General features: G+C 69.3%; 14 protein-coding genes. 3 read left to right on the top strand and 11 right to left on the bottom strand.

The genetic code is table 11. From position 1 onward, the window contains the following. Window positions 1-185 precede the first annotated feature (185 nt). Window positions 186-1,799, top strand: a complete 1,614-nt coding sequence (locus V2J52_RS07020) for a xylulokinase (RefSeq protein WP_331227134.1) — start codon at window positions 186-188, stop codon at window positions 1,797-1,799. Window positions 1,800-1,886: 87 nt separating this feature from the next. Here V2J52_RS07020 and V2J52_RS07015 read toward each other — a convergent pair whose 3' ends face one another. The 11 genes from V2J52_RS07015 to V2J52_RS06965 all read right to left on the bottom strand — a co-directional run bounded on the left by V2J52_RS07015 (window position 1,887) and on the right by V2J52_RS06965 (window position 21,408). Next, window positions 1,887-2,231: an LPXTG cell wall anchor domain-containing protein gene (locus V2J52_RS07015; protein WP_331226954.1), complete on the bottom strand. Its 345-nt coding sequence runs from the start codon at window positions 2,229-2,231 to the stop codon at window positions 1,887-1,889. Window positions 2,232-2,370: 139 nt separating this feature from the next. Then, window positions 2,371-6,318 (bottom strand): immunoglobulin-like domain-containing protein, encoded by a 3,948-nt coding sequence (locus V2J52_RS07010; protein ID WP_331226953.1) that lies wholly within the window; start codon window positions 6,316-6,318, stop codon window positions 2,371-2,373. Window positions 6,319-6,624: 306 nt separating this feature from the next. Further along, complete coding sequence (locus tag V2J52_RS07005; RefSeq protein ID WP_331226952.1) at window positions 6,625-7,686, bottom strand: hypothetical protein; 1,062 nt, start codon at window positions 7,684-7,686, stop codon at window positions 6,625-6,627. 260 nt (window positions 7,687-7,946) lie between these two features. Beyond that, window positions 7,947-8,567: a hypothetical protein gene (locus tag V2J52_RS07000; RefSeq protein ID WP_331226951.1), complete on the bottom strand. Its 621-nt coding sequence runs from the start codon at window positions 8,565-8,567 to the stop codon at window positions 7,947-7,949. A 439-nt stretch (window positions 8,568-9,006) separates the two neighbouring features. Then, entirely contained in the window at window positions 9,007-13,923 is a 4,917-nt protein-coding gene (locus V2J52_RS06995) for a ThuA domain-containing protein (protein ID WP_331226950.1), read from the bottom strand. Between the two features lie 399 nt (window positions 13,924-14,322). Further along, window positions 14,323-15,831 (bottom strand): L-arabinose isomerase, encoded by a 1,509-nt coding sequence (araA, locus tag V2J52_RS06990; RefSeq protein ID WP_331226949.1) that lies wholly within the window; start codon window positions 15,829-15,831, stop codon window positions 14,323-14,325. Further along, a complete protein-coding gene (locus tag V2J52_RS06985) occupies window positions 15,828-16,559 on the bottom strand; it encodes an L-ribulose-5-phosphate 4-epimerase (RefSeq protein ID WP_491062173.1) in 732 nt (243 codons plus the stop codon). The genes araA and V2J52_RS06985 overlap by 4 nt, the downstream gene beginning before the upstream one ends. Window positions 16,560-16,618: 59 nt before the next feature. Next, entirely contained in the window at window positions 16,619-17,683 is a 1,065-nt protein-coding gene (locus tag V2J52_RS06980) for an ABC transporter permease subunit (protein ID WP_331226948.1), read from the bottom strand. 1 nt (window position 17,684) lies between these two features. Continuing rightward, on the bottom strand, window positions 17,685-18,752 hold the full coding sequence (locus V2J52_RS06975; RefSeq protein WP_331226947.1) for an ABC transporter permease: 1,068 nt from the start codon (window positions 18,750-18,752) through the stop codon (window positions 17,685-17,687). Next, window positions 18,749-20,290, bottom strand: a complete 1,542-nt coding sequence (locus V2J52_RS06970; protein WP_331226946.1) for a sugar ABC transporter ATP-binding protein — start codon at window positions 20,288-20,290, stop codon at window positions 18,749-18,751. Before V2J52_RS06970 ends, V2J52_RS06975 begins: the two co-directional genes overlap by 4 nt. A gap of 95 nt (window positions 20,291-20,385) precedes the next feature. Next, window positions 20,386-21,408, bottom strand: coding sequence for a substrate-binding domain-containing protein (locus tag V2J52_RS06965; RefSeq protein ID WP_331226945.1), 1,023 nt, complete (start codon window positions 21,406-21,408; stop codon window positions 20,386-20,388). Window positions 21,409-21,646: 238 nt separating this feature from the next. Here V2J52_RS06965 and V2J52_RS06960 point away from each other — a divergent pair, with 238 nt between their 5' ends. Both V2J52_RS06960 and V2J52_RS06955 read left to right on the top strand, forming a co-directional pair. After that, complete coding sequence (locus tag V2J52_RS06960; protein ID WP_331226944.1) at window positions 21,647-22,630, top strand: LacI family DNA-binding transcriptional regulator; 984 nt, start codon at window positions 21,647-21,649, stop codon at window positions 22,628-22,630. Continuing rightward, on the top strand, window positions 22,627-23,526 hold the full coding sequence (locus V2J52_RS06955) for an aldose-1-epimerase (RefSeq protein WP_331226943.1): 900 nt from the start codon (window positions 22,627-22,629) through the stop codon (window positions 23,524-23,526). Before V2J52_RS06960 ends, V2J52_RS06955 begins: the two co-directional genes overlap by 4 nt. Window positions 23,527-23,732 lie beyond the last annotated feature (206 nt).

Genomic DNA, 23,732 nt, shown 5'->3' with positions numbered 1-23,732 from the left:
GGGTTCTCATCCCAGGTGTGGGCGAGCTCTCACGCCTCGACGTTATCGCTCACATCGCGCCGCGGCCAGGCTTCGAAAGGTCGGAAGAATCCCGTGCACCCATCTCCACAAGACGACGCGTGAGCGTTAACATGGGGGCGCCCGCTCGATGCGACCCAACGGAGGACCCTGTGACGAACCGTGGCATGCCCGACTCGCCGGCCAGTACCGACAGCGCGGCCCGTGAGGCGATCCTCGGCGGCCGCACGTCGCTGGGTATCGAGCTGGGGTCGACCCGGATCAAGGCCTGCCTCGTCGGCCCGGACCCGGCCACGGTGCTGGCGGTCGGGTCCCACGAGTGGGAGAACGAGTTCGTCGACCGGACGTGGACCTACTCGCTCGACGCCGTGTGGTCGGGACTGCGGGCTGCCTACGCCGCCCTGGTCTCCGACGTCGAGCAGAGCTACGGCGTGCAGCTGCGCACCGTCGGTGCGCTCGGCGTCTCGGCGATGATGCACGGGTACCTGGCGTTCGATGCCGAGGACGAGCTGCTCGTGCCGTTCCGCACGTGGCGCAACACCTCCACGGGGCCGGCGGCCGGAGAGCTGTCGGAGCTGTTCGGGGTCAATATCCCGCTGCGGTGGTCGATCGCGCACCTGTACCAGGCGGTGCTCGACGCGGAACCCCACGTCCCCCAGATCCGTTTCTGCACCACGCTCGCCGGGTACGTCCACTGGCGCCTCACCGGCCGGCGCGTGCTGGGCGTGGGCGACGCCTCGGGCATGTTCCCGATCGACTCCGCCACCGCCACGTACGACGGCAGCATGCTTGAGCAGCTCGACGCCCGGGTTGCCGGCCGCGCCCCCACCGCGCGAGTGGCCGACCTGCTCCCCGAGGTGCTGGTGGCCGGGGAGGCTGCCGGCCTGCTCACCCCCGAGGGCGCGGCGCTGCTCGACCCGACGGGGACGCTGCAGCCAGGCGCGCCGCTATGCCCCCCGGAGGGAGACGCCGGCACCGGCATGGTCGCCACCAACTCGGTCTCACCACGCACCGGCAACGTCAGCGCGGGGACGAGCATATTCGCGATGGTCGTCCTGGACCGCCCCCTGCAGCACAAGCACCACGAGCTCGACCTGGTGACCACCCCCAGCGGCGACCCGGTGGCGATGGTGCACTGCAACAACGGCGCGAGCGAGCTCGCCGCCTGGGTCGCCATGTTCACCCGGTTCGCCGCCGCTGCGGGCGTGCCGCTCAGCTCTGACACCGTCTACGAGACGCTGCTGGGCGAGGCGCTCGACGGGCGGGCCGACGCCGGCGGCCTCCTTGCGTACAACTACCTCGCCGGGGAACCGATCACCGGGCTGACCGAGGGCCGCCCACTGGTGGTGCGTACCCCCGACAGCGACCTCACCCTGGCGAACTTCGTCCGGGCCCAGGTCTACGGCATCTTCGGCACGCTGAGCCTGGGCATGGAGGTCCTGCACGGTGAGGGCGTCACGATCGCCAAGATGCTTGCCCACGGCGGGATCTTCCGCACTCCCGGGGTGGCCCAACGGCTCCTCGCCGGGGCCCTGGACGTGCCCGTCACCGTCGGCGGCACGGCGTCCGAGGGCGGCGCCTGGGGCATCGCGGTGCTCGCCTCCTACCTCACCACAGCCACCGCGACCGGCCTGGTCGACTACCTCGACGAGCAGGTCTTCGCGGGGGCTGACGTCACCACGGTCGATCCTGACGCTCTGGACGTCGCCGGCTACGCGGACTTCCTCGGCCGCTACCGGACGGGTCTGGCTGTCCAGTCCGCGGCCGTCGAGTCGCTCTGACTGGGCTCCCCGCACTCGACGCACGGCAGCACCCTGGCGACCCGCGGTGGCGGACCGGCGGGGTGCTGGCAGGCTCGGCGACGACGGTCAGGTGGTGCGGCGACGGCGGTAGAGGAGCACTCCACCGCCCACGACGATGAGCCCGGCGGCGGCGATCAGAACGGGAAGCCCGGCGAAGCCGGTCTGCCCGAGCTCGCCGTCCGCGGCGGGTGTCGTGGCGTCCTGCATGGGAGGAACGGTGGGATCCGTGGGATCCGCCGTCGGGTCCGCAGTAGGCCCGGTCGGCTCCTCGGTGGCGGTCGGAGTGATCTCGACCTCGACGCCGACGTCCGCCCCCGGCTCGTCCTCCTGAGCGTGCGCCGCGAACGGGACAGTCACGAACAGCGCGACGAGCATCAGCGCCCGCAGCGTCAGCACAATCGTTTTACGCATTCCACATCCTTCGATGAATTCCCGCCCGACAATCACCCACCGTGATGTTATCGCTCACGTGACGACGATGCCAGCCTTTGATGACCAATTCCAATATCAGTCAGGTGTGGTCCGGCGCGACGCCCGTAGTCGCCGGGCGTCAGCCGCACGACCGCGCCTCGTACGGGGCACTCACCGTGGTGGGCACCAGTCCGTCCGCGGTCACGGTCACGCTGACCTCGCCGGCGGGCACCTGACCGAGACGAGCGCTGAACGCGACCGAGGTGGCCCGTTCGGCCGCCACCGTCACCGTCCTCGTCCCGTAGTCGGAGGAGATCACCGCCTCGATCGGCGTGGCGCCCTCGTTCACCACGCGGGTGGCCACGACGACCCTGCCCACCACGCACCGGGTGTCGAACTCCAGCTGGACCTCGGGTCCGGCGGCGGTCACGGTGACGACGGCGCGGGCCTCGATCCAGACGCCTTCGCCGAGGTCTCCCGCGACCTCGAACTCACCGGCCGTGGCGTAGGACTGCGGGTCGACCTCGTCCCACGTCACCGGCATCTCACCCGTCGAGCTGTCGGCGTAGGTGACGTCCACCGTCGCCGGCAGCTGCGGGGCGGCGCCGGCCTGCGTGGCGACCTCGACCACGCCGGCCGACGCCACGAGCGCGTCGGGCTGGTAGGCCTGCAGCAGTCGCTCCTGCTCGGCGCGCGTGATGGGCAGCACGGTGCCGTGCCGGGCGCTGAGGTTGAGACCCGGCTCGTGGGTCCAGCTGTCCGGGTCGTCCAGGTCGGTGGACGAGAACGCGACGTACCCGTCGCCACCGCCGTAGGGCGGCCAGTCCTGGAACAGGAACCAGGTGTCCTGACCCGGCTCGATATTGGCGTCCCCGGGGTTGGCCTTGAACGCCGTCGGGCCTTCGGCGTGCCGCAGCGGGTCACCGGAGCCGATCCGCTCGGTGATGAGCTCCCACGATGTCCCGACCCCTCCCTCCTGGTAGGTCAGCAGGTCCGGGGACTTCTCGAGCAGCACCTCCATGATGTCGTTGCGCTCGTCCTTGGTGAACCGGTAGTACATCCCGTCGTGCTCCACCACGGTCGAGTCGATCATCCCGCGGCCGGGCTGTCGATAGATATCGATCCACACCTCGGGGTCGGCGAAGGTGACGAAGTCCCGCGTGAAGGAGATCATCATCCGGTTGTAGCTGTCCTGGGTACGCCGGCCCTCGACCTCGGTGGTGTCGTAGAGGTTCGATGCCCAGTAGACGGCGTACATCCCCAGGTCTTCGACGTAGTGCGCCTCGGGCGCCCAGGTGTTCCCCGCGTAGGGGGTGTTCACCTCCACCTCGCGCTGCTCGCCCCAGTTCACCAGGTCGGTGGACTCCCAGATCATCAGCGAGCGGGACCCCGACTGCTGGGCGCGGGCGAAGTCCGGCCCCTGCCCGGGGCGGTAGGTCTTGAGGTCGGTGGCGATGAGGTAGAACCGGTCACCCTCCGCGGAGCGGATGATGAACGGGTCGCGCAGCCCCTCCTCGCCCATCGTGGACTCCAGCACCATCTCGTCGTCGTTCAGCGAGACCCAGTCCAGCGCGTCGTTCCCGCGGCTGGCGGCGAAGTAGATCTGCTCGCCGTCCGCGGTGCTCTCCCCCTTGAAGTGCGGGAAGAAGTACGCTTCGTACTCCTCCTGCTGCGGCAGCGGGATCACCACCGCTTCGAAGGTCCGGGACTCGGCCGCCGCCCCCTTGGTGACGGTGGCGGTCAGCGTGACGCTGACCGGCTCCTCGCCGTGGGCGGGGCGGTTGACGATGCCGTCGGCCGAGATGACGGCCGGGGTGCTCGACGCCCAGGTGATGGCTGTCTCCTGCTCCCCCGCTGTCGGCAGCGTGATGTTGCCGCGGACGTCGTCGAGGTTCGGGATCGTCAGAGCGGCTGCGTCAGCCGCGACCACGTCCTCGTCGGTGACCCTGCCCTCCCCGTAGGCGTTGTTCAGCGCGTCCCACTCGGCACCGGTGACCGGCAGGACGGTGCCATGACGGTAACGCTGGGAGAAGGAGTAGTCGGGCGAGCCGATCATGGTCCACTCGCCGCTGGCGAGGTCGGTGGTCGTGAACGGCACGTAGCCGCGTCCGCCGTACTCGTCGATGAACAGGTACCAGCGCTCCTCGGTGTTCGACTTGAACACCAGCGGGCCCTCGCCCTGGTTGATGTCACCGGAGCCGACGGCGTCCTTGACCAGCGTGAAGTCGTCGGTAAGTGGACCGGAGCCCACCTCCTGGAAGACGTGCTTGCCGCCGGGGTTGGTGCTGGAGCGGTCCGCCTCGTTCTTGGAGAAGCGGTACACGTCGTCGTCGTGCTCGATCATCGTGGTGTCGATGACGGAGTACCCGGTGTCGATGAGTACCTCCGGCTCGCTAAAGTTCCGGAAGTCCCTCGTGGTGGAGTACATCATCCGGTTGTGAGCCGCACCGGTGTGGTTCGGGTCGTCCTCGGCGTAGAGCTTGGATGCCCAGAAGACGACGTACTCACCGATGCTGTCGTCGTAGAAGATCTCCGGCGCCCAGGCATTGCCCGCGTTGTCCGGCGCTACCTCGGCGACCCAGCTCTGCGACCAGTTGACCAGGTCGGTGGACTCCCACAGCACCACGTTGCGGCTGCCCTGCCGCTGCACCTGGTCCCAGCTACCGCTCGACTGGTTCCACATCCGCAGGTCGGTGGCGATCTGGTAGAACTTGTCGCCCTCGGGAGAGCGGATGATGAACGGGTCGCGCAGCCCCTCCTCGCCGCTGGTGGAGGCCATGACGGGCGCGCCGTCGTTGAGGGTGTTGTACGCGAGCGGGTCATTACCCGCGCTGAGCGAGAAGTAGACCTGCTCGCCGTGCTCGAGGCCCTCGCCGAGGAAGTAGGAGAAGAGGTAGCCCTCGTAGTCCTCGTCCGCGGGCAGCGCCGGGACGGTGGCGTCGAAGACGCGGGTCACGCTGCTCGCGCCCACCGTCACCGTGGCGGCCAGTGCCACCTCGACGGCGGCCTCACCCGCTGCCGGCCGGCTGACCTCGCCGGAGGCGGTGATGACGTCCCCGTCGGAGGTCACCCAGGTGACCGTCGCACTGTCGGGCCCGCTCGACGGCAGGTACAGGTTGCCGCGGACGTCCTCGACGTCGTGGACGACCAGCGCGTCGGCCGCCGCCTGCGCTCGCTGCTCGTCCACGGGCATCGGGAGCACCGTGACGGGGAAGGTCTGCTCCGTCGTCAGGCCGCGCTGGCTCAGTGTCGCGGTGAGGACGGCGGTCGCCGGCTCCTCACCTGCGGCCGGCCGGGTCACGACGCCGGCGTCGGTGACGACCGACGGGGCGGACGTCGCCCACGTGACAACAGAACCTCCGGGGCTGGCGGAGGGCAGGTCGACGTTGCCGGTGACTGCGTCCAGCCCCTCGAGGGCAAGACCGTCAGCGTCGAGCGCGAGCGAGGCCTCCGCGTTGGCGTCGACAAGGGCGCCGATCTCGTCGGCCTCCAAGGCGCGGTCGTAGATCCGGAAGTCCTTGATGCTGCCGTCGACTCGGCCGTCGGCGTCGTAGGCGGAGCGGCCGATGTAGTTGGCCGTCGTGACGCCGTCGCCGATGTCCCCGGGCGTGATCGTGATGTTCGTGTTCTGCCCGACGCGCTCGCCGTCGATGTACAGGCTGCCGGTGCCGTCGGCGAGGGTGTAGGTCACGTGCTGCCACACGCCCCGGGCAAACTTGTCGCTCCCGGTGACGTTCTGCTCCGCGCCCCAGGCGCCGGAGGAGATGGTGCCGCGGGCGACGTTCGGGGTGTCGGACACGAACAGGTAGCCACTGCCCTGCTGCGGGGTCCCCACGGCGGTGTTGCCGAGGTTGAACAGGAAGTAGTTGCCGCTGTGCGGCGGCTCGAGGAGCACGTCCACGGAGACCGTGATGGCGTCCAGGTCCGCGATGACGTTGTCGGGCAGCACGACGTGGTCGTCGCCGCCGTCCAGGGTCACACCCCCGGCGGCGAGCTCGGCGCCGCCCACGATCTCGCCGTGCCGCTCGTTGCCCGACTCGTCGTGCGCCGTCGAGCCGCCCGTCCCCGTGAGGGGATAGTGCAGCACGAGGCCTGTTGTCGGTAGCTCGGCAGCTGCTGCGCCCGGCACCGCTGCAAGCAAGCCCGCACCCAGTGCCGCGGCCGCCACAGCGGCTACTGTTCGCCGTTGTCTCATACCGTCTCTACGTCGAGTCATGACTGCTCCGATCGCGTTGCGCGACCATTCCGCACGCCGACGCCGGTGCCGGCGTGATCCGCTCCTCCACCGAGGAGGCAGCAGACCTATGTGATCGCTCACACTTTGGAGCACAGGCTATGACGCACGGCGTCCGACCGCAAGGGGCAAACCCTTCGGGCAACAGACTCAGAACGATCAGTGCGCGTTCTCTACCGCCGTCCGGCGCCCCTCGTCGCGGGCCTCGGCGAGCATCTGCTGGAGTCGCCGGCGAGACCTCCGCCGCCCCCAGAAGATCGCACCGAGGACCAGCACCAGGCCGACCAGCAGGAGTAGTTGCGGCCACGGCACCGCCCACACGACGGTCTCGATGACGATGGGGTCGAGAGTGGCGGTGGAACCATCCAACGCGACCATCTCGGGCACGATCGTCAGCTCCACGGGAACCATGAAGAGCGGCCAGACCTGGTCGACGTCGACCGCAATCTCGCGGACGTCACCGGGCAGGATCTCCTGGCGGTTGTCACCGACCACGACCCCCACGATGCGGCCGCCCACCCCGATGTCGCCGTCGACGAACAGCCGGGTATTGCCCTCATTGACCACGTCGAAGGACACGCTCACCCGACCGGGACGGAAGGCGTTCCACGAACCCGCATACGTCCCTGAGAGGTTCTCCACGACCGCGGAGGGGGTGAGCTCACCAGTGACCCGGGTGGTCACCCGGAAGCCGATCCGGCTCTCCACCCCGACGCTTGTGCCGTCCTCCGCCGACTGCACCGAGTGCACCGACGCCGTGATGCCCGCGGCATGGTCGCCGGGCTCGGTGCTCGACGGCACAGTGATGGAGAAGTCCACCACCTCGGTCTCGCCGGCGGCGACGGTGACCGACTCGGGCAGCGTGATCCAGGTTCCGGCACCGACCGACTCCTCGCCGGAGGCAAGCATGTCGAAGCGTCCGGTGCGGGTGTAGAAGCCGTCTGCAGCCGCGAGCGTGAAGGTCACGTCGTCCTCGCTGACGTTTCGCACCGCAAGGTGCTCCTCGATCGTCTCGCCCGGGTCGAGGGTGTGCTCGACGACCCGCCGGCCGTCGGGGCCCGACTCGTCCGCCGGCGTCGTCGACCACCGAACCGGCGGCGGCTCGTCCGCGGCGGCTCCCGCCGGTGCCGCAAGGGCAAAGGTCGCAAGAGCAGCGAGGGCGCAGGCCAGCAGCACGGCCGGCCAGCAGCGAACGGCGCGGTACCAGGTCAGAGGAAGCATGGTGGTCCCAAGAGTCAGGGTCGGGGGGGGGGAAAAACAACAACAAAACCACCCCCCCCCCCCCCCCCCCCCCCCCCCCCCCCCCCCCCCCCCCCCCCCCCCCCCCCCCCCCCCCCCCCCCCCCCCCCCCCCCCCCCCCCCCCCCCCCCCCCCCCCCCCCCCCCCCCCCCCCCCCCCCCCCCCCCCCCCCCCCCCCCCCCCCCCCCCCCCCCCCCCCCCCCCCCCCCGACCCGATGACGGTCACTCGATCGAGCGACCGATCAGAACGCATCCTCCCAGAGGGTCAGCGTGAGCGTGGCGGCATAGCTGCCTGGCGCCACGTCGGCGGGGGTCTTGAGGAACAGCGCGGCGTCGGCGTCCCACGCACCAGTGGTGTCCTGCGCCTCGGCCGAGTCGAACGCGAGGGCAAGCAGCTCCTCGCCCACCAGGCCGACCGCGTCGTCACCCTCGTCGAGGGAGGTGAGGACCTCCTCACCCTCTGAGACAACACCGTCGTCGGTCATGAGGTTCGGTGTCCAGCCCAGCTGGTCCGGACCGATGTCGGGCAGCCCGTCCGCGGTGAAGGCCGAGGACTGGCCGGTGACGTACCAGAAGACGCCCTCGGGGACCTCTTCGCGGTCGTCGCTCACCGTCACGGTGGGCAGCGTGCCGTCGAACTGACGAACAGCCTCGTCGCCGGAGTCCACCTCGGTCAGCGTCGTCGAGTCGGCCGCGACGCTCATGGTCAGCGCACCGACCGGCTCCACCGCGGCGATCTCGACGTTTACCGCGACGTCCTCGCCGTTGACCTCGTCGGCGACGGCCATGCCGGCGCCGCTCATGAGCAGCATCGCTCCCGTGGCACCGATACCGGTACGGGTAAGCAGACCCTTCTTGTTCATGTCTCTCTCCAGCTCCCGGCCGGCATATATCCGGCCGAACGTCCGAGCGACCGGTCTTTCCGGCCGCCGTCCTGCGCCGTGGCGACAACTGCCACCAGCGTCTTGCTACGTATTATTCCCAGCCTCGTCGGCCGAGCCCCCCATTGGGCCCGAATGTGCCCATCTGCCGTCCGACTCCTTCCATGGCGCCTGTCGGCGATGTCTCGGACGTGCTCAACACCAGTGTCTTGCGCATATGTGCACCGAGCGGAATTCCGCATTCGCACGTCGGATTTCGATGCTAGCAGCCGATGTTAGCGTGCACAAGAAGATCTCCACCAGCGTGTTCGGACCGAGAAATCCCCTGGTAGACCCGGGGCCCGGGGGCGGGCCGGAAGTTCCGACCCGCCCCCTTCGTCATGCCGCTGGCGGCATGAAGCCGGTCAGCAACGTGCGTGGATCAGCACGTGCGCGCCGCGTACGATTCGATCACCGTGGTGACCTCTCCGTCCGCGGACGCCGTCACTGTCACCTCGCCGGCGGGCACCGAGCCCAGCCGAGTGCTGAACGAGGCCGCCGTCGTCTTGTCCGGCGCCACCGTCACCGTCTTCGACCCGTGGGCCGTCTCGATGACGACCTCGATCGGCGTCTGCGACTCGTTGGTCACCCGAACGACCTCGACGACCTTGCCGACGACGCAGCGCGTGTCGGCCTCGACCGAGATCTCCGGTCCGGTCGGCTCCGGCTCGTCCCCGACCACTCGGAAGTGGTCGAAGGTGACCGTCTGGTTGTCCTCCGAGGCAGTGCCGAGGGCGAAGAGCCCGACCTTGCCGCTGGCCGCGACAGCGGCGTTGGTCACCGTACCGAAGGTCGTCCACTCGGTGCCGTCGGCGGAGTAGGAACCGGTGAAGGTGTCACCGGACTTCTCCAGACGCAGGTGCCACACGGCCTGCTGGACGGTCGTCGGGTCGCTCGGCGTCGTGACGGATCCGTCGACCTCGCCCAGCATCTCGAGCCCGAGCTGGAGCGTGCTCCCCGGGTTGTTCCGGGCGGAGATGTCGAGCTTGACGTAGTTGTCGTCGTCGACGTAGGCGATGAGCCCACCCTGCTCGTACTGGCGGGTCAGCGCCGAGCCGTCGACCAGGGTCTCCACCGTCCAGTCACCCTCGAGCTGCTGGAGCACGAAGTTGCTCGGCGTGCCGTTGTCCGTGCCGTAGATGTCACCGGTGGTGGCATCGAGCTCGAGCTTGCCGTCACGCACGCGCAGGTGATCTGCGTCGGGCCGCACGACGTCCCAGCGGCAGGCGTCCAGCGCCGTGCCGTCGAACTCGTCGTCCGGGCCGACCACCGCGGTGTCATCCGGGGTGATGGTGAAGTAGTCGAACGCGGCGTCGACCGGAGCCTGCGTGCGCCCGTTGCCCTGCAGCGACAGCAGACCGATCTTCGGGTTCGTGATGCCCGCGAGCGACTTCGTCTCGGGCATGTCGGTGAACTCGACGCCATCGGCGCTGTACGACGCGTTCAGGCTCGAGCCATCGCTGGTGAAACGCACCCAGACCGTGCTCGGGTAGTCCGCACCCACAGCGGGGCTGAGGGAGGCGGCAACCTCGTTCGGCGTGCCGTTCTCCTCACGGATCAGCTGGAACACGCGCGTGGCGTCGTTCGGACCGGAGGTGCTCCGACCGGAGAAGACCATCTTCGCGTAGTTGTCCTGGTCGCCATAGATGACCAGGCCGGCCTGCTGGTAAGCCGTCGAGCCGGGCAGGGTCACCTTGGTGGTGGCCGTGAACGGTCCATCGGGCAGGTCCTGCAGCACGATGTTCGGCACAGCGGTGTTGTCCGAGCTGTAGATGTCGAACGATGCGGTCGGGATGATCAGCGAGCCGTCCTCGACCCGCAGGTCCTGGTTGACCCGGATCGAGCTGTCCCACCGTTCGGTGTCGAGAGCGTCACCGGTGAAGTCGTCCGAGCGACCGGCGAAGCACTTGGCCTCGACCGCCGTGACGGAGATCCCCACGGACTCAGAGGCCGTCGCACCTCGTGCGTCGGTCACCGTGACAGTGGCGGTGTAGTCCCCCGCTGCCGTGTACGTGTGCGAGGCCTCGGCCGTGTCGGCAGTCTCACCGTCACCGAAGTCCCACGCGTAGGTCAGCGGGGTGTCGCCGTCCGCGTCGGTCGCCGTGGCGGTGAAGTCCACCGTCAGCGGCGCCGGCCCGGAAGTCTCGGACGTGGTGACCTCCACGACCGGGCTGGCGTTGTCCGTCACGCCCTGGCCGATGAACTCGACCCAGTTGATGTTGGCCTGGCCCGCGGTGGTCACGAAGTACAGCGGACCGGACTCGGTCGTGACGTCGTCGGGCAGCTCGAGGTCGTAGTTGCCCCACGTCTGCCAGCCGCCGGCCGGCACGGTCACCGATCCGATCGACGGCCCGTCGGGCGCGCCGGTGCGGATGTCGACGATGCCACCGGGCTCCGACGCCCCGCGCACGCGGATGCTGTCGATACCCGTGAGGTTGGTCGGGTCGAAGGAGAACCAGTCGTCGACCTCGGCGAAGCCGATGTTCTGGCCGCCGCCGACGTCCTCGGTGTCCTCGGTCTGGACGCCTGCATCACCGCTGTTCGTCGAGCCGGGCAGCCGCCCAGTCTCGGAGAAGTACTCCGCCTCCTTGCGCTTGGGCTGCAGGATGATGACTTCCTGCGTGGTGAGCGGAGCAACGCCCTCGGCACCCTCATCGGTGTAGGTCACCGTGATGACGCCGAAGATGTTCGCGCCGATGTGGCCGGTGTCCCCGTGGAGCGGGATCGCACCCTCACACCCGAAGTACTGGTCATAGGGGTGGGTGTGCTCGGCGTGGCCGAGCGCCGGCGGGACGATGACGTTCTCGCAGTCGATCTCGCCGTCCTCGGGGTCGGTCACCGTGACCGAGTACTCGATGACGTCACCGAAGTTGAAGAAGCCACCGTTGGGCGGCGTCTCGACGGTGATCGTCGGAGCGGTGTTGCCGGCCGTGATCGGCACGGTGGCCGACGCCGACGGCCCGCCGTCCTTGGTCACCGTAAGGGTGGCCGTGTAGTTGCCCGCGGTGGTGTAGGTGTGGGCCGGGTTGGCGTCGGTCGAGGTGCTGCCGTCACCGAAGTCCCAGGCGAAGGTCACCTCGCCGCCGTCCGGGTCACGCGAGCCGGCCGAGCTGAAGTTGACCGACAGCGGCACCGGGCCGGACGTGACGTCAGCCTCGGCGCGGGCGACGGGCGCCCGGGTGCCGGAGATGTAGTCGATCCGGTAGACGCCGGAGTCGGCGTTGTTGCCGCCGAAGCCCGAGCCCCACTCGATCATGTACAGCGCGCCGTCATCGCCCCACTCCAGGGCGTGCGGACGGGCGAAGGACATCGTCGACAGGATCCGGTTGATGTCGACGACCTCACTGGTGTCGTCCGACATCTGGAAGGAGAACAGCTGGCCGGTGTTCCACTCCGCGAACATCGCCTTGCCGTCCCAGTAGGCCGGCCACTTGCGGTCGGAGTCAGACTCCTCGTCATAGACGTACACGCTGCCGGCCATCGGTGCGCCACCGCGGCCGATCTCCGGAGCGTTGGACTGCGAACCGTTGTTCCGGTACCAGATGGTCGCCGGGATCGCGGGCGGCAGCTGCTCGAGGCCGGTGTTGTTCGGCGAGTTGTTCGTCGGCCCACCCGCACAGTCGTAAGCCTCGCCGCTCGTGCTCGTCGCGAAGTCGTACTCGATGTACGGCTCGTTGTCGCCCACGCACAGCGGCCAGCCGTAGTTGCCCGGCTCGGTCAGCGCGTTCCACTCCACCGTCGCGGCCGGCCCCCGGTTGGCGTTGTTGCTGCCGGCGTCCGGCCCGTAGTCGGCGACCAGCAGCGTGTCGGTGCGCGGGTCGAGGCCGATCTTGAACGGGTTACGGAAACCCATCGCGAAGATCTCGGGCCGCGTCAGCTCGGTGCCCTGCTCGAACAGGTTGCCCTCGGGGATCGTGGCGGTACCGTCGTCCTGCGGGGTAATCCGCAGCACCTTGCCGCTCAGCGAGTTCGTGTTGCCAGAGGTGCGCTGGGCATCCCAGGCCGCACGCCCCTCGCGCTCGTCGATCGGGCTGTAGCCGTCCGAAGCGAACGGGTTGGTGTTGTCACCGGTCGCGATGTACAGGTTTCCCTGACCATCGAACTGCAGAGCACCACCCGCGTGGCAGCACTCGGCACGCTGCACGTCGACCTCGAGAAGCACCTTCTCGCTCGCCAAGTCCAGCGTGTCGCCCTCGAGGGTGAACCGGGAGACGTGATCCGTCGCCGAACCCTCCGGGGAGTAGTAGAGGTAGATCCAGCCGTTGTCGGCGAAGTCCGGGTCGAGCTCAAGGCCCAGCAGGCCGAACTCCTGAACCTGGGTCACCGGGATCGTGCCCGCGGTGGTCGTGCCACCGTTGGGCGCAACGATCTGCACGCGACCGTCACGCTCGAGGAAGATGGTCCGGCCATCAGGCGTCGGCGCCAGGTCCATCGGGTTCTGGGTGTTGAGGTCAAGAGCGACCTTGTCGAAGCTCTCGTCCAACGAGGCGGCACAGTCGGCATCGACGACGCCGGCCGCGGTCTGCAGCCCCTTGAGGATGTGCTCGACGAACGCCGGCTCGACGAAGGATGCGTCGGTGTGACCGCCGCCGGTGTACCAGGAGCGGCCACCGTCGTAGTCGTGGCACCAGGCGATGGGGTGGTCGTTACCCATCGCGTTGCTGCCGGCGTTGTAGGTGCTCTCGTCCAGCGAGGCGAGCACGTGGACGTCACCGCGCGGGTTGTCGCGGAACGAGTACCACTCGTCGGTGCGGTCCCAGCGTGCGGGCAGGTGCTCGGTGGAGGGGTGGGCGGGGTCCTCGACGACGACGGTGCCGTCAGGGGTGCCCGGCGGGTGACCGGAGAAGTAGGCACCGACGAGGTCGCCGTACCAGGCCCAGTCGTACTCGGTGTCGCTCGCGGCGTGGATGCCGGCGTAGCCGCCACCGTTCTGGATGTACTGCTCGAAGGCGGCCTGCTGCTCGTTGTTGAGCACGTCGCCGGTGGTGGAGAGCCACACGACGACGTCGTAGTCAGCAAGGTTCGCGGTGTTGAAGTCGGTGGCGTCCTCGGTCGCGGTGACGTCGAAGCCGTGGGTCTCGCCGAGCTGCTCGATCGCCGCGATGCCCGCGGGGATCGAGCCGTGCCGGAAGGCGGCAGTCTTGCTGAAGACGAGGGCGCTGAACGCCGCGTCCTCCTCGGGTGGTGGTTCTGTCTGGGCACTGGCCCCGCTCGCAACGAGCGGGAGCGTGAGAACGCCGGCAAGCAGCGCTCCCCCGGCCCGGGTCGCCCAGTGGCGTCCCGTCGATGGTCTGAGCACGGTTCCTCCTTGAAGTCGTGTTCGATGCGCCATCGGGCCGACTGGTGATCCGAGGCGTGAAAGCAGCGGCGGGGTACACCGACGGTCGCGCGGCCCCATCTTCGGAGCATCGGCAACGGGATCGTGTCGCCGGTCACGCTGATCGCCCAGTTTAGGCCGCCTTTTGGGTTACCGTCAATCAAATTGGCGCGGCAAACGCTTCCCCTTTTGGCGGCTGAGCGCCGATGTTAACGTGCGCACCGGTCCGGCGCGTGCTCGGATGCTGCGAGTCGGGCACCCCGGCGTCAAGGAGCCTTCGCCGGGCGGGCTCAGGACAGTGTTGCGGCCCCTCCGGCGCAGGCCGCAACACTGGTACTGGACAAGGCCCCTGCCGACCCCGTCGAACAGGGCCGGCAGCGGTCAGAAGCCTTCGGCGAACCGGTAGTACGCCTGGTTCCAGCGCAGCTCGCGGGCGAAAGCCCGGGTGCTGGTATCGGCGTCGATGACGGCCAGCTCCATCGCCGCGATGTCGGCGAAGTCCTCGAAGACCTCCACGCCCAGCTGGGTGGTCATCACGGTGTGGTGGGCCGCCCCGGCCACCAACCAGCACTCCGCCGAGGTGGCGAGCGACGGCTGAGGCTGCCACACCGCCCGGGCCACCGGCAGCTTCGGCAGCTCGGCGTCCGGCCCGACGACGTCGACGGCATTCGCGGTGATCCGGAACCGGTCGCGCATATCGGATAGTGCGACGACGACGGCGGGACCACGGTCGGCGTCGAACACCAGCCGCACCGGGTCCTCGCGGTCGCCGATCCCCAGCGGGTGGATCTCCAGCCGGGGACGCTCGCGGGTGAGCGAGGGGCAGACCTCGAGCATGTGCGCCCCGAGGATCTTCTCCTTGCCCGGGGTCAGCTCGTAGGTGTAGTCCTCCATCAATGAGGCACCACCGGGCAGCCCGTACCCCATGACCTTGGCGAGCCGCACGAGTACCGCGGTCTTCCAGTCACCCTCGGCGCCGAAGCCGTAGCCGTCGGCCATCAGCCGCTGGACGGCGAGCCCGGGCAGCTGGCGCAGGCCACCAAGGTCCTGGAAGTTCGTCGTGAACGCACCGAAGCCGCCGTCCTCGAGGAAGGCCCGCAGGCCGAGCTCGATGCGGGCGCCGTACCGCAACGACTCGCGCCGCTCGCCGTCGGGACCGAGCTCGGGAGCGACGTCGTAGGTCGCGTCGTACTCGGCGACGAGCGCGTCGACGTCCGTGTCGCTCGCGGCGTCCACCCGCTCGACGAGCTCGTTGACGCCCCACGTGTTGGTCGACACCCCCAGCCGGATCTCGGCCTCGGTCTTGTCCCCCTCGGTGACGGCGACGTCACGCATATTGTCCCCGAAGCGCGCCACCTTCAGCTCGTGGGCGGCCGCCCAGCCGGTGGCCGCCCGAGCCCACGTGGCGACCTTGGCCTGCACCACCGGGTGGCTGGCATGACCGACGACGGTCTTGCGCGGCACCCCCATCCGGGTGGCGATGTACCCGAACTCGCGGTCGCCGTGCGCGGCCTGGTTGAGGTTCATGAAGTCCATGTCGAGCTCGGCCCACGGCAGCGCCACGTTCGCCTGCGTGTGCAGGTGCAGCATCGGCTTACGGAGGGCGTCGAGGCCGAGGATCCATGCCTTGGCCGGGGAGAACGTGTGCATCCAGGTGATGACACCGACGCACGCGTCGTCCGCGTTGGCCGCCAGCGCCATCCGCCGGATCCCGTCGCGCTCCTTGAGGACCGGGTTCCACACGATCCGTACCGGGATGTCGGACACGTCGTCGAGCAGCCCGGCGATGGTCTGGGACTGCTCCGCCACCTGAGCGAGCACGTCGTCGCCGTAGAGGTCCTGGGTCCCCGTGAGGAACCAGATCTCCCGTCGCTCGAAGGGGTTCTTCATCGTGCTCCTTCATCTCCGGGCGCGGGCGCGCCCTGTCCGTAGACGTTCTGGTAGCGGTCGTAGAGCGAGTCGATGTGCCGCTGCTCGATGGCCACCGGTTCGCCCAGCTGCCGGGCGATGTGCACCGTGCGGGCGACCTCCTCGACCATGACGGCGGCCTTGACCGCAGCACGGGCGTCCGTGCCGACGGTGAACGGTCCGTGGTTCTGCATGAGGACGGCGGGGGACCTGCTCCCCGCGAGGGTGTCCACGATCCCTCGCCCGATCGAGTCGTCGCCGATGATCGCGAACGGTCCCAGCGGGACCGGTCCGCCGAACTCGTCGGCCATCATCGTCAGCACGCAGGGGATCTCCTCCCCGCGAGCGGCCCACGCGGTGGCGTAGGTCGAGTGGGTGTGGACCACGCCGCCGACGTCGGGACGGTGCCGGTAGACGTAGGCGTGCGCAGCGGTGTCTGACGACGGCACGAGCGTCGCGGGCGTGCCGTCGTCAGCGATCTTGTCGCCGTCGAGCGTGCACACGACCATGACGTCGGGTGACAGCTCGTCGTAGGCGACCCCGGAAGGCTTGATGACGAACAGGTCGACGCCGGGCACCCGCTCGGACACGTTGCCGGCGGTCCACACCACCAGCTCGTTGCGGGGCAGCTCGGCATGCAGGTCGCTCACCCGTTGCCGGGTCTCGGCCACCGCCCGCTGCACCTGCAGGGTCTGCTCACTCAGTCTCACACCGCGCTCCTGTCTACTTCGTTGCGTTGGTCCTTGCCCCCGTCGACCGACGTGCGCGCCTACAGATCGGACCGTCTCATCGTGACCGCGCGCTGCAGGAGGACAAAGATCAGCAGGATCGCGCCGGTGATCACCGTGGTCATCTCCGGGTTGATGCCACCGTCACGGACGATGAGCAGGTTCATCAGCCCCAGCACGAGCGCGCCGACCGCCGAGCCCAGCACGAAGCCGGCGCCACCGGTGAGGAGGGTCCCGCCGATAACCACCGCGGCGATGGCGTCGAGCTCCCAGCCGACTCCGGTGATGTTCTGCGCGATGCCCAGGCGCGAGGTGTAGACCACCGCGGCCACCCCCGCGAGACCACCGCTGATCATGTAGACCATCAGCCGGGTGGACCGTACCGGCAGGCCCATCAGCGAGGCGGCGTGCTCCGACCCGCCGATCGCGTAGGCCGTGCGGCCCCGACGTGTGCGGTGGAGGACGAAGAACCCGCCGGCGAGCACCGCAAAGGCGATGATCCCGCCGAGGGTGATCACCAGGTCGTTGACCCCGGGGCCGTCGATGATCACGATCCGCTGCGCGAGCAGCCGGATCGGTGAGCCGTCGTCCAGCCGCTCCGGGGTGGTGCTGAGCATCGAGGCGAGGCCCCGCGCCAAGAACATCGTCGCCAGCGTCGCGATGAACGGCTGGACGTTGAAGTACTCCACGAGCACGCCGGCCACCGTGCCGAACAGCAGCCCGATGAGGACCATCGTGACCACGACGAGCCAGGGGTTCCAGCCGGCTCCGGCGAGCATCACCCCGGCGACGCTGGAGAACGCGATGACCGCGCCGACCGACAGGTCGATCCCGCCGGTGAGGATCACGAACGTCATCCCGACGGCGATGATGATCAGGTGCGCGTTGTTGATGAGGAGGTTCGACAGCGTGTTGTACTGGAAGATCCCGCCGTAGCTGAGCTCGCCGTAGCCGAGCATGACCGCGAACAGCAGCAGGGCCGCGGCGGTCGGCATCGCCGACGGGTTGATCTGCACGAGCTTCGCGCGCAGCGCCCCCCAACGGCGGCGCTGGGTGTCCTGGTTCTCCACGGTGTCCACCACTGCGGAGGTGGGTTCGGTCGACATGTCAGGACACCTTTTCCTTCGCCCGGGCCGGTCGGGGACGGCGTCGTGAGGAGACGTACCCGCGCACCCGCTCGGACTGGATCAAGCAGACGATGATGATGACGGCCGCCTTGAAGGCGGGGGTGGCCGACGACGGCACGCCAAGGAACACCACCGTCTTGTTCAGCGTCGCGATGAGGAACGCCCCCGCGGTCGCTCCGGCGAGCGAGAACTTGCCGCCGGCGAGTGCGGTACCGCCGATCACCACGGCCAGGATGGCGTCCATCTCCATCTGGTTGCCGGTCTGCGACACGTCGACGGTCATCACGGTGGACACCGTGAACAGTCCGGCGATGCCCGCCAGCAGACCGCTGGCCGCGTACACCGTGATGAGCAGCCCGCGGGGCTTGATCCCCACCATGCGGCTGGCTTCGGCGTTGATGCCGATGGACTCGATCATCAGACCCAGCGCGGTGCGACGCACGACGAACCCGACCATCAGGACCACGCCCAGCGCGAGCAGGATGACCACCGGGAAGCCGAGGACGTGACCGTTGGCTATCCAGCGGAACGCCTCGTTCCGGGCGGTGGTGTTCTGACCCGAGGTGATGACCTTCGCGATGCCGCGGCCGGCCAGCATCATGATCAGGGTCGTGATGAACGGCTGGAGCCCGACGACGGCGACGAGCAGGCCGTTGGCGACGCCGAGCACGGTACTCACCAGCAGTGCCAGCGCCACCGCGGTGAACGCGTTCGACAGCACGCCGTCGCCGCCCGCGGAGCTGAGGAACTCCATGGACACCGCGCCGGAGACCGCCATCACCGACCCGACCGACAGGTCGATGCCGCTGGTGGAGATGACCAGGCACATCCCCACCGAGATCATCAGGATCGGCGCGGCCGTCCGGAGGATGTCGAGGAGGTTGCCCGCCAGGTTCTCCGTCACCGGGTTCATCGAGATCGCCAGGTAGCCGGGGTCGCGCAGCACGTTGACCCCGAGCAGGATGACGATCGCGATGACCGCCCAGATGTAGCGGGCTTCCGCCAGGTGCTGGATCACACCGCGGATCCGCGACCGAGGCTCGTTCACGACACCACCTCTTTCAGGTCCGCACCGTGGTCGGCGATGAGGCCCACGATGGTCTGGGACGTCACGTCGGGACCGTTCTCGATCTCGGCGATCTTGTTGCGGTCCTTGAGCACGAGGATGCGCTCGCAGATGCGCACCACCTCGTCGAGCTCGGAGGAGATGAACAGGATCGCCACACCGTCCTCGGCGAGGTTGAGGATCGTCTCCTGGATGTCCGCCTTCGCCCCGATGTCGATGCCGCGGGTGGGCTCGTCGAGGATGAGGATCTCCGGGTTGGTGGCCAGCCACCGGCCGAGCAGCACCTTCTGCTGGTTACCGCCGGACAGGTTCTTGATGAGCCGCTCGGGGTCCGCGGGCCGGACGCCCAGCTCGTTGATGTACTTGGCGACGATGCGGTCCTGCTCCTTGCGGGGCATCGGCCGCATCCAGCCGCGCTTGGCCTGCACGGCGAGCACGAGGTTCTCCCGCACGGTGAGGTCACCGATGATTCCTTCGCGGCCGCGGTTCTCGGTCGAGAACGCGATCCGGTGCTCCAGCGCCGTGACCGGTGAGCTGAGGGCCGTCTTCTTACCGCGCAGCGTGACGGTGCCGGAGTCGGCCTTGTCGGCGCCGTAGAGCAGCCGCGCCAGCTCGGTGCGGCCCGAACCGAGCAGGCCGGCGAGGCCGACGATGGCCCCCCGCTGCAGGCTGATGTCGGTCGGCATGATCGCCCCCTTGCGCCCCAGGCCCTCGGCCGCGAGGACCGTGGCGTCGTGCCGGTGGGTGGCACTCTTCTGGGCGGCGGTGTCGAGGGACCGGAACGCCTCCAGCTCCTTGCCGATCATCTTGGAGATGAGGACGGACTGTGGCAGGTCGGCCGGGTACTCGCCGACGAACCGGCCGTCGCGCAGGACGGTGAGCCGGTCGCTGATCGCGTACACCTGCTCGAGGAAGTGTGAGACGAACAGGATCGCCACGCCCTCGTCGCGCAGCCGCCGCAGGATGACGAACAGGCTCGCGACCTCGTTGGCGTCCAGGCTCGAGGTGGGCTCGTCGAGGACGAGGACCCTGGGTTCGATGACCATGGCGCGGGCGATCGCGACGAGCTGCTGCACGGCGAGCGAGAGGCTCGCCAGCGGCTTGGTCGGGTCGAGCCCTTGGAGGCCGAGCCTGCTCAGCGTCTCGACGGCGACCCGGTTGGTCTGCTTCCAGTTGACGCCGAACCGGCCACGTACCTCATGACCGAGCATGACGTTCTCACCGATGGAGAGGTTCGCGCAGAGGTTGACCTCTTGGTAGACGGTCGCGATGCCGGCCCTCTCGGCGTCGGACGTGCCGGCGAAGTGCTTGCGATCGCCGGCCACGGTAATGGCTCCCGAGTCGATCTGGTAGACGCCGGTGAGGGCCTTGATCAGCGTCGACTTGCCGGCTCCGTTCTCCCCCATCAGTGAGTGGATCTCGCCGGGGAACAGCTGGAAGTCGACTTCGTCGAGCGCCTTCACTCCGGGGAACTCGATCGAGATGCGCTGCATCTCGACGATGGGTACGGCTTCAGACATCGGCGTTTCCGTCACGGTAGTGGTCCGGCTTCAGGCGGGGGCAGCCGCTGCGGCGCGGGAGGGGCGGTGCCGCTCCCCCGCGCCGCAGCCGGCGGTCAGAACTTGCGGTCCGGCAGCGCCTCCTGCGCCGCCTCCGGCGAGTCGAAGGTCAGGCTCGGCACGATGATGTAGGACTCGACCTCCTCGCCGGCCAGGACGGACTCGACGACCTCCATGGCCGTCTCGCCGAACAGCGGGTTGTACTCGGCCACGAAGCTGAGTCGTCCCTCGGCGAGCGCCTCGAGGGCGTTCTGGGTGCCATCGATGGTGGCGATCTTCACGTCCACGCCGGGCTCGAGGCCGGCGGCCTCGGCAGCGAGGGCGGCCCCGAGGCCCATCTCGTCGTTCTGCGCGAAGACCATGTCGATCTCGTTGTTCTCCGACTGCAGCACCGTCTCGAAGACGCCGCGAGCCTCCTCGGTCGACCAGTTGGCGGTCTGCGCGCCGACCTTCTCGAACTGGCTCTCGCCCCCGATGACGGCGTCCCAGCCCTCGTTGCGCTCGTTGACGACCGAGACGCCGGCGGGACCCTCGAGGACGAAGTACCGCGCACCCTCCGGGAACTCCGAGATGGCCCACTCCGCCACCCCTGAAGAGACCTCGAGGTTGTCCGGGGCGATCCGGCTGACGTACAGGTCCGTGTCGTCCGGCTCGATGCCGCGGTCGATGAGGATGACGGGGATCTCCGCCTCCTGCGCACGCCGCAGCGAGTCCTCCCAGCCCGACCCCTCCGTCGCGGAGAGCAGGATGACGTCCACGCCCTCGTCGACGAACGACGTGAAGGCGGATATCTGGGAGGCCTGGTCGAGGTTGGTCGCCGGAGCGAACTTGAGGTCGTACCCGGCGTCCTCGGTGAACGTGTCCTGGATGTTCTGCTCGTTCGCCTGCCGCCACGCGCCCTCAGGCCCGACGGCGACGAAGCCGACCGTCACCAGCTCACCCGCACCGTTGCCGTCGCCGGCGTCGTTGGTGGCGTCCCCGCCGCCGTCGCCGTCGCCGCCGCCGCAGGCAGCAAGCGTGAGCGCCGCAACCAGTACGGTCGACGCGGCCAGCATGTGTCGAGACCTCTTCAAGCTCATTACGTACGCTCCTTTGCGATCCGCTCGGCACCCACTGAGCGGGGCCGTGGTCAAACTCCGTCGGTTTGACGTTAACGCTAACATCAGGGAGCGTCAAGTTGTTCGGGCGATCGTGATCGGCTTGTGACATGGCCGCCCGATAGCGTTGCCACACTGGGCATCCGCACGGTGGACGCAAGAGGAACGGGAGAACGAGATGGCCGAGCTACGCGGGGTACGGGCCAAACGATTGCCGGTGATGTCGGATGTCGCGGCGCGTGCCGGCGTATCCCACCAGACCGTCTCTCGCGTCCTCAACACCCCTGAGCTGGTGCGCCCCGCGACCCGCGAGCGCGTCCTGCTCGCGATCGAGGAGCTCGGCTACCGCCGCAACCTCGCAGCGCGGGCGCTGGCCACCAACCGCACCCGCCTCATCGGCGTCGTCAACCCGTCGGTCATGCGCTTCGGCCCCAGCCACACCACGATGGCGATCCAGGACGCCGCTCGGGCCGCCGGTTACGCGACCATCTCGGCCGGCACCGAGGACGCCGCGGCCAGCCCGCACGACACCATGGACTTCTTCCTCAACCTCGCGGTCGAGGGCCTCGTCGTCGTGGCGCCCACGGCCGAGATCGCCGAGGCGACCCGGGGGCTGACCGGTTCGCTCCCCGTCGTCGTCATCGCCGCCGGGCTGGCGGCCGCCCCTCCGGTCCATGTCGTCGCGGTGGACCACGAGCGCGGTGCCCGCGACGCCACCCGCCACCTCATCGATCTCGGTCACAGGGAGATCGTGCACGTCGCCGGCCCCGACAACTGGTTCGACGCCCGCGCACGCGTCTCGGGCTGGCACGCCGAGCTCACCGACGCCGGGCTGCCTGTCCCGGCGCTCGTCCCCGGGGGCTGGGACGCCAGCCAGGGCTACCAGGCCGGGCAGCAGCTGCTCCGACGGCCCACGTTGCCCACCGCGGTCTTCGCCGCCAACGACCAGCTCGCCCTGGGCATGATGCGTGCCTTCCACGAGGCCGGGGTCCGCATCCCGCAGGACGTGGCGATCGTGGGCTACGACGACGTCTCCGGCAGCGACTTCTACCACCCACCCCTCACGACCGTCCGGCAGCCGTTCCAGGAGGTCGGGCACAAGGCGATCGAGGTGCTGCTCGCGGCCATCGACGGCGACTCCCCCGGTGAGATCCTCACCCGTCCGGAGCTCGTGGTCCGGGAGTCCTCAGGAGGACCGCGATGAGCGCCGCGACTCCCCCGGCCCCCGCCGTCGAGCTCGCCGCGGGCGACTACGCCGCGACGATCGTGCCCGTCGGCGCCGGTCTGGCGCGGCTGACCTGGCGCGGCCACGAGATCGTCGTCGGCCACGACCCGGCCGAGCTGCCGGTCGGCTACCTCGGCAAGACCCTCGTGCCGTGGCCCAACCGGATCACCGACGGCACCTACGTCTACCGCGGCGAGACACACCGGGTGCCGATCAACGAGCACCCGACAAATGCCGCGCTGCACGGCCTCGCGTGCTGGGAGGTGTGGGACGTCGTCGAGCAGTCTGCCGAGCACGTGACGCTCGAGGTCGAGATCGCCCCCCGCTACGGCTACCCGTTCCACCTGCGCAGCCGGGTGACGTACCGGCTGACCGCCGACGACGGGCTCAGCGTGGCCATCACGACGACGAACATCGGCGCTGCCACCGCGCCCTACGGCGCGTCCACCCACCCGTACCTCACCTGCGACCTGCGCCCGGTCGACGAGTGCGTCCTGCGGTCGCCGGCCCAGACCGTGCTCACCGTCGATGCCAGGCTCCGGCCGGTCGAGACGGTGCCGGTGGCCGGCACCGTGTTCGCCCTGCCGGGCACCGCACCGCTGGGCTCAGTGCAGCTCGACCACGCCTTCACCGACCTGCCCACCGACGGCTGGCTCGTCAGCCTGGCGCACCCGGGCACCGGCCTCACGGTGCGGCTGCACGCCGACGCGCCCTGGTTGCAGATCTACAGCGGTGAGGAGGTCGGCCGGCGCGGCGCGGCGGTCGAGCCGATGACCTGCCCGCCGGACGCCTTCAACTCCGGCACCGACCTCATCGAGCTCGCGGCCGGCGCCAGCCACACCCTCGCGCTGCAGATCGACGCCACCGACCGCTGACCTCGGCCCTCATCCACCGCCCGCGCCCCGGGTGGCGGCCCGTAGGCCCGTGCCCCGGGTGGTACGGGGTTTGCGATCGTCATCCGGGGGGCCGCACACCGTCGACGGAGCGAAACCCCCGATGCACCCGGCGGGCCACGGCGGCGAGAGCAGGCACCCCGCGGACCACGGCGGGGAGGGCAGGCTCACGGCGAGCCGAACCGCCG

It is taken from the genome of Georgenia sunbinii, assembly GCF_036421875.1.
Classification (GTDB): domain Bacteria; phylum Actinomycetota; class Actinomycetes; order Actinomycetales; family Actinomycetaceae; genus Georgenia_B; species Georgenia_B sunbinii.
This window is presented reverse-complemented; position numbering and strand designations above follow the sequence as displayed.

Bases quoted from the DNA above. Each gene is read 5' to 3' on its own strand.
- V2J52_RS06960 (WP_331226944.1), top strand. From the start codon at position 21,647: ATGTCGGATGTCGCGGCGCGTGCCGGCGTATCCCACCAGACCGTCTCT.
- V2J52_RS06970 (WP_331226946.1), bottom strand. From the start codon at position 20,290: ATGTCTGAAGCCGTACCCATCGTCGAGATGCAGCGCATCTCGATCGAG.
- V2J52_RS07020 (WP_331227134.1), top strand. From the start codon at position 186: ATGCCCGACTCGCCGGCCAGTACCGACAGCGCGGCCCGTGAGGCGATC.
- araA (WP_331226949.1), bottom strand. From the start codon at position 15,831: ATGAAGAACCCCTTCGAGCGACGGGAGATCTGGTTCCTCACGGGGACC.
- V2J52_RS07005 (WP_331226952.1), bottom strand. From the start codon at position 7,686: ATGCTTCCTCTGACCTGGTACCGCGCCGTTCGCTGCTGGCCGGCCGTG.
- V2J52_RS06955 (WP_331226943.1), top strand. From the start codon at position 22,627: ATGAGCGCCGCGACTCCCCCGGCCCCCGCCGTCGAGCTCGCCGCGGGC.
- V2J52_RS06965 (WP_331226945.1), bottom strand. From the start codon at position 21,408: ATGAGCTTGAAGAGGTCTCGACACATGCTGGCCGCGTCGACCGTACTG.
- V2J52_RS06980 (WP_331226948.1), bottom strand. From the start codon at position 17,683: ATGTCGACCGAACCCACCTCCGCAGTGGTGGACACCGTGGAGAACCAG.
- V2J52_RS07000 (WP_331226951.1), bottom strand. From the start codon at position 8,567: ATGAACAAGAAGGGTCTGCTTACCCGTACCGGTATCGGTGCCACGGGA.
- V2J52_RS07015 (WP_331226954.1), bottom strand. From the start codon at position 2,231: ATGCGTAAAACGATTGTGCTGACGCTGCGGGCGCTGATGCTCGTCGCG.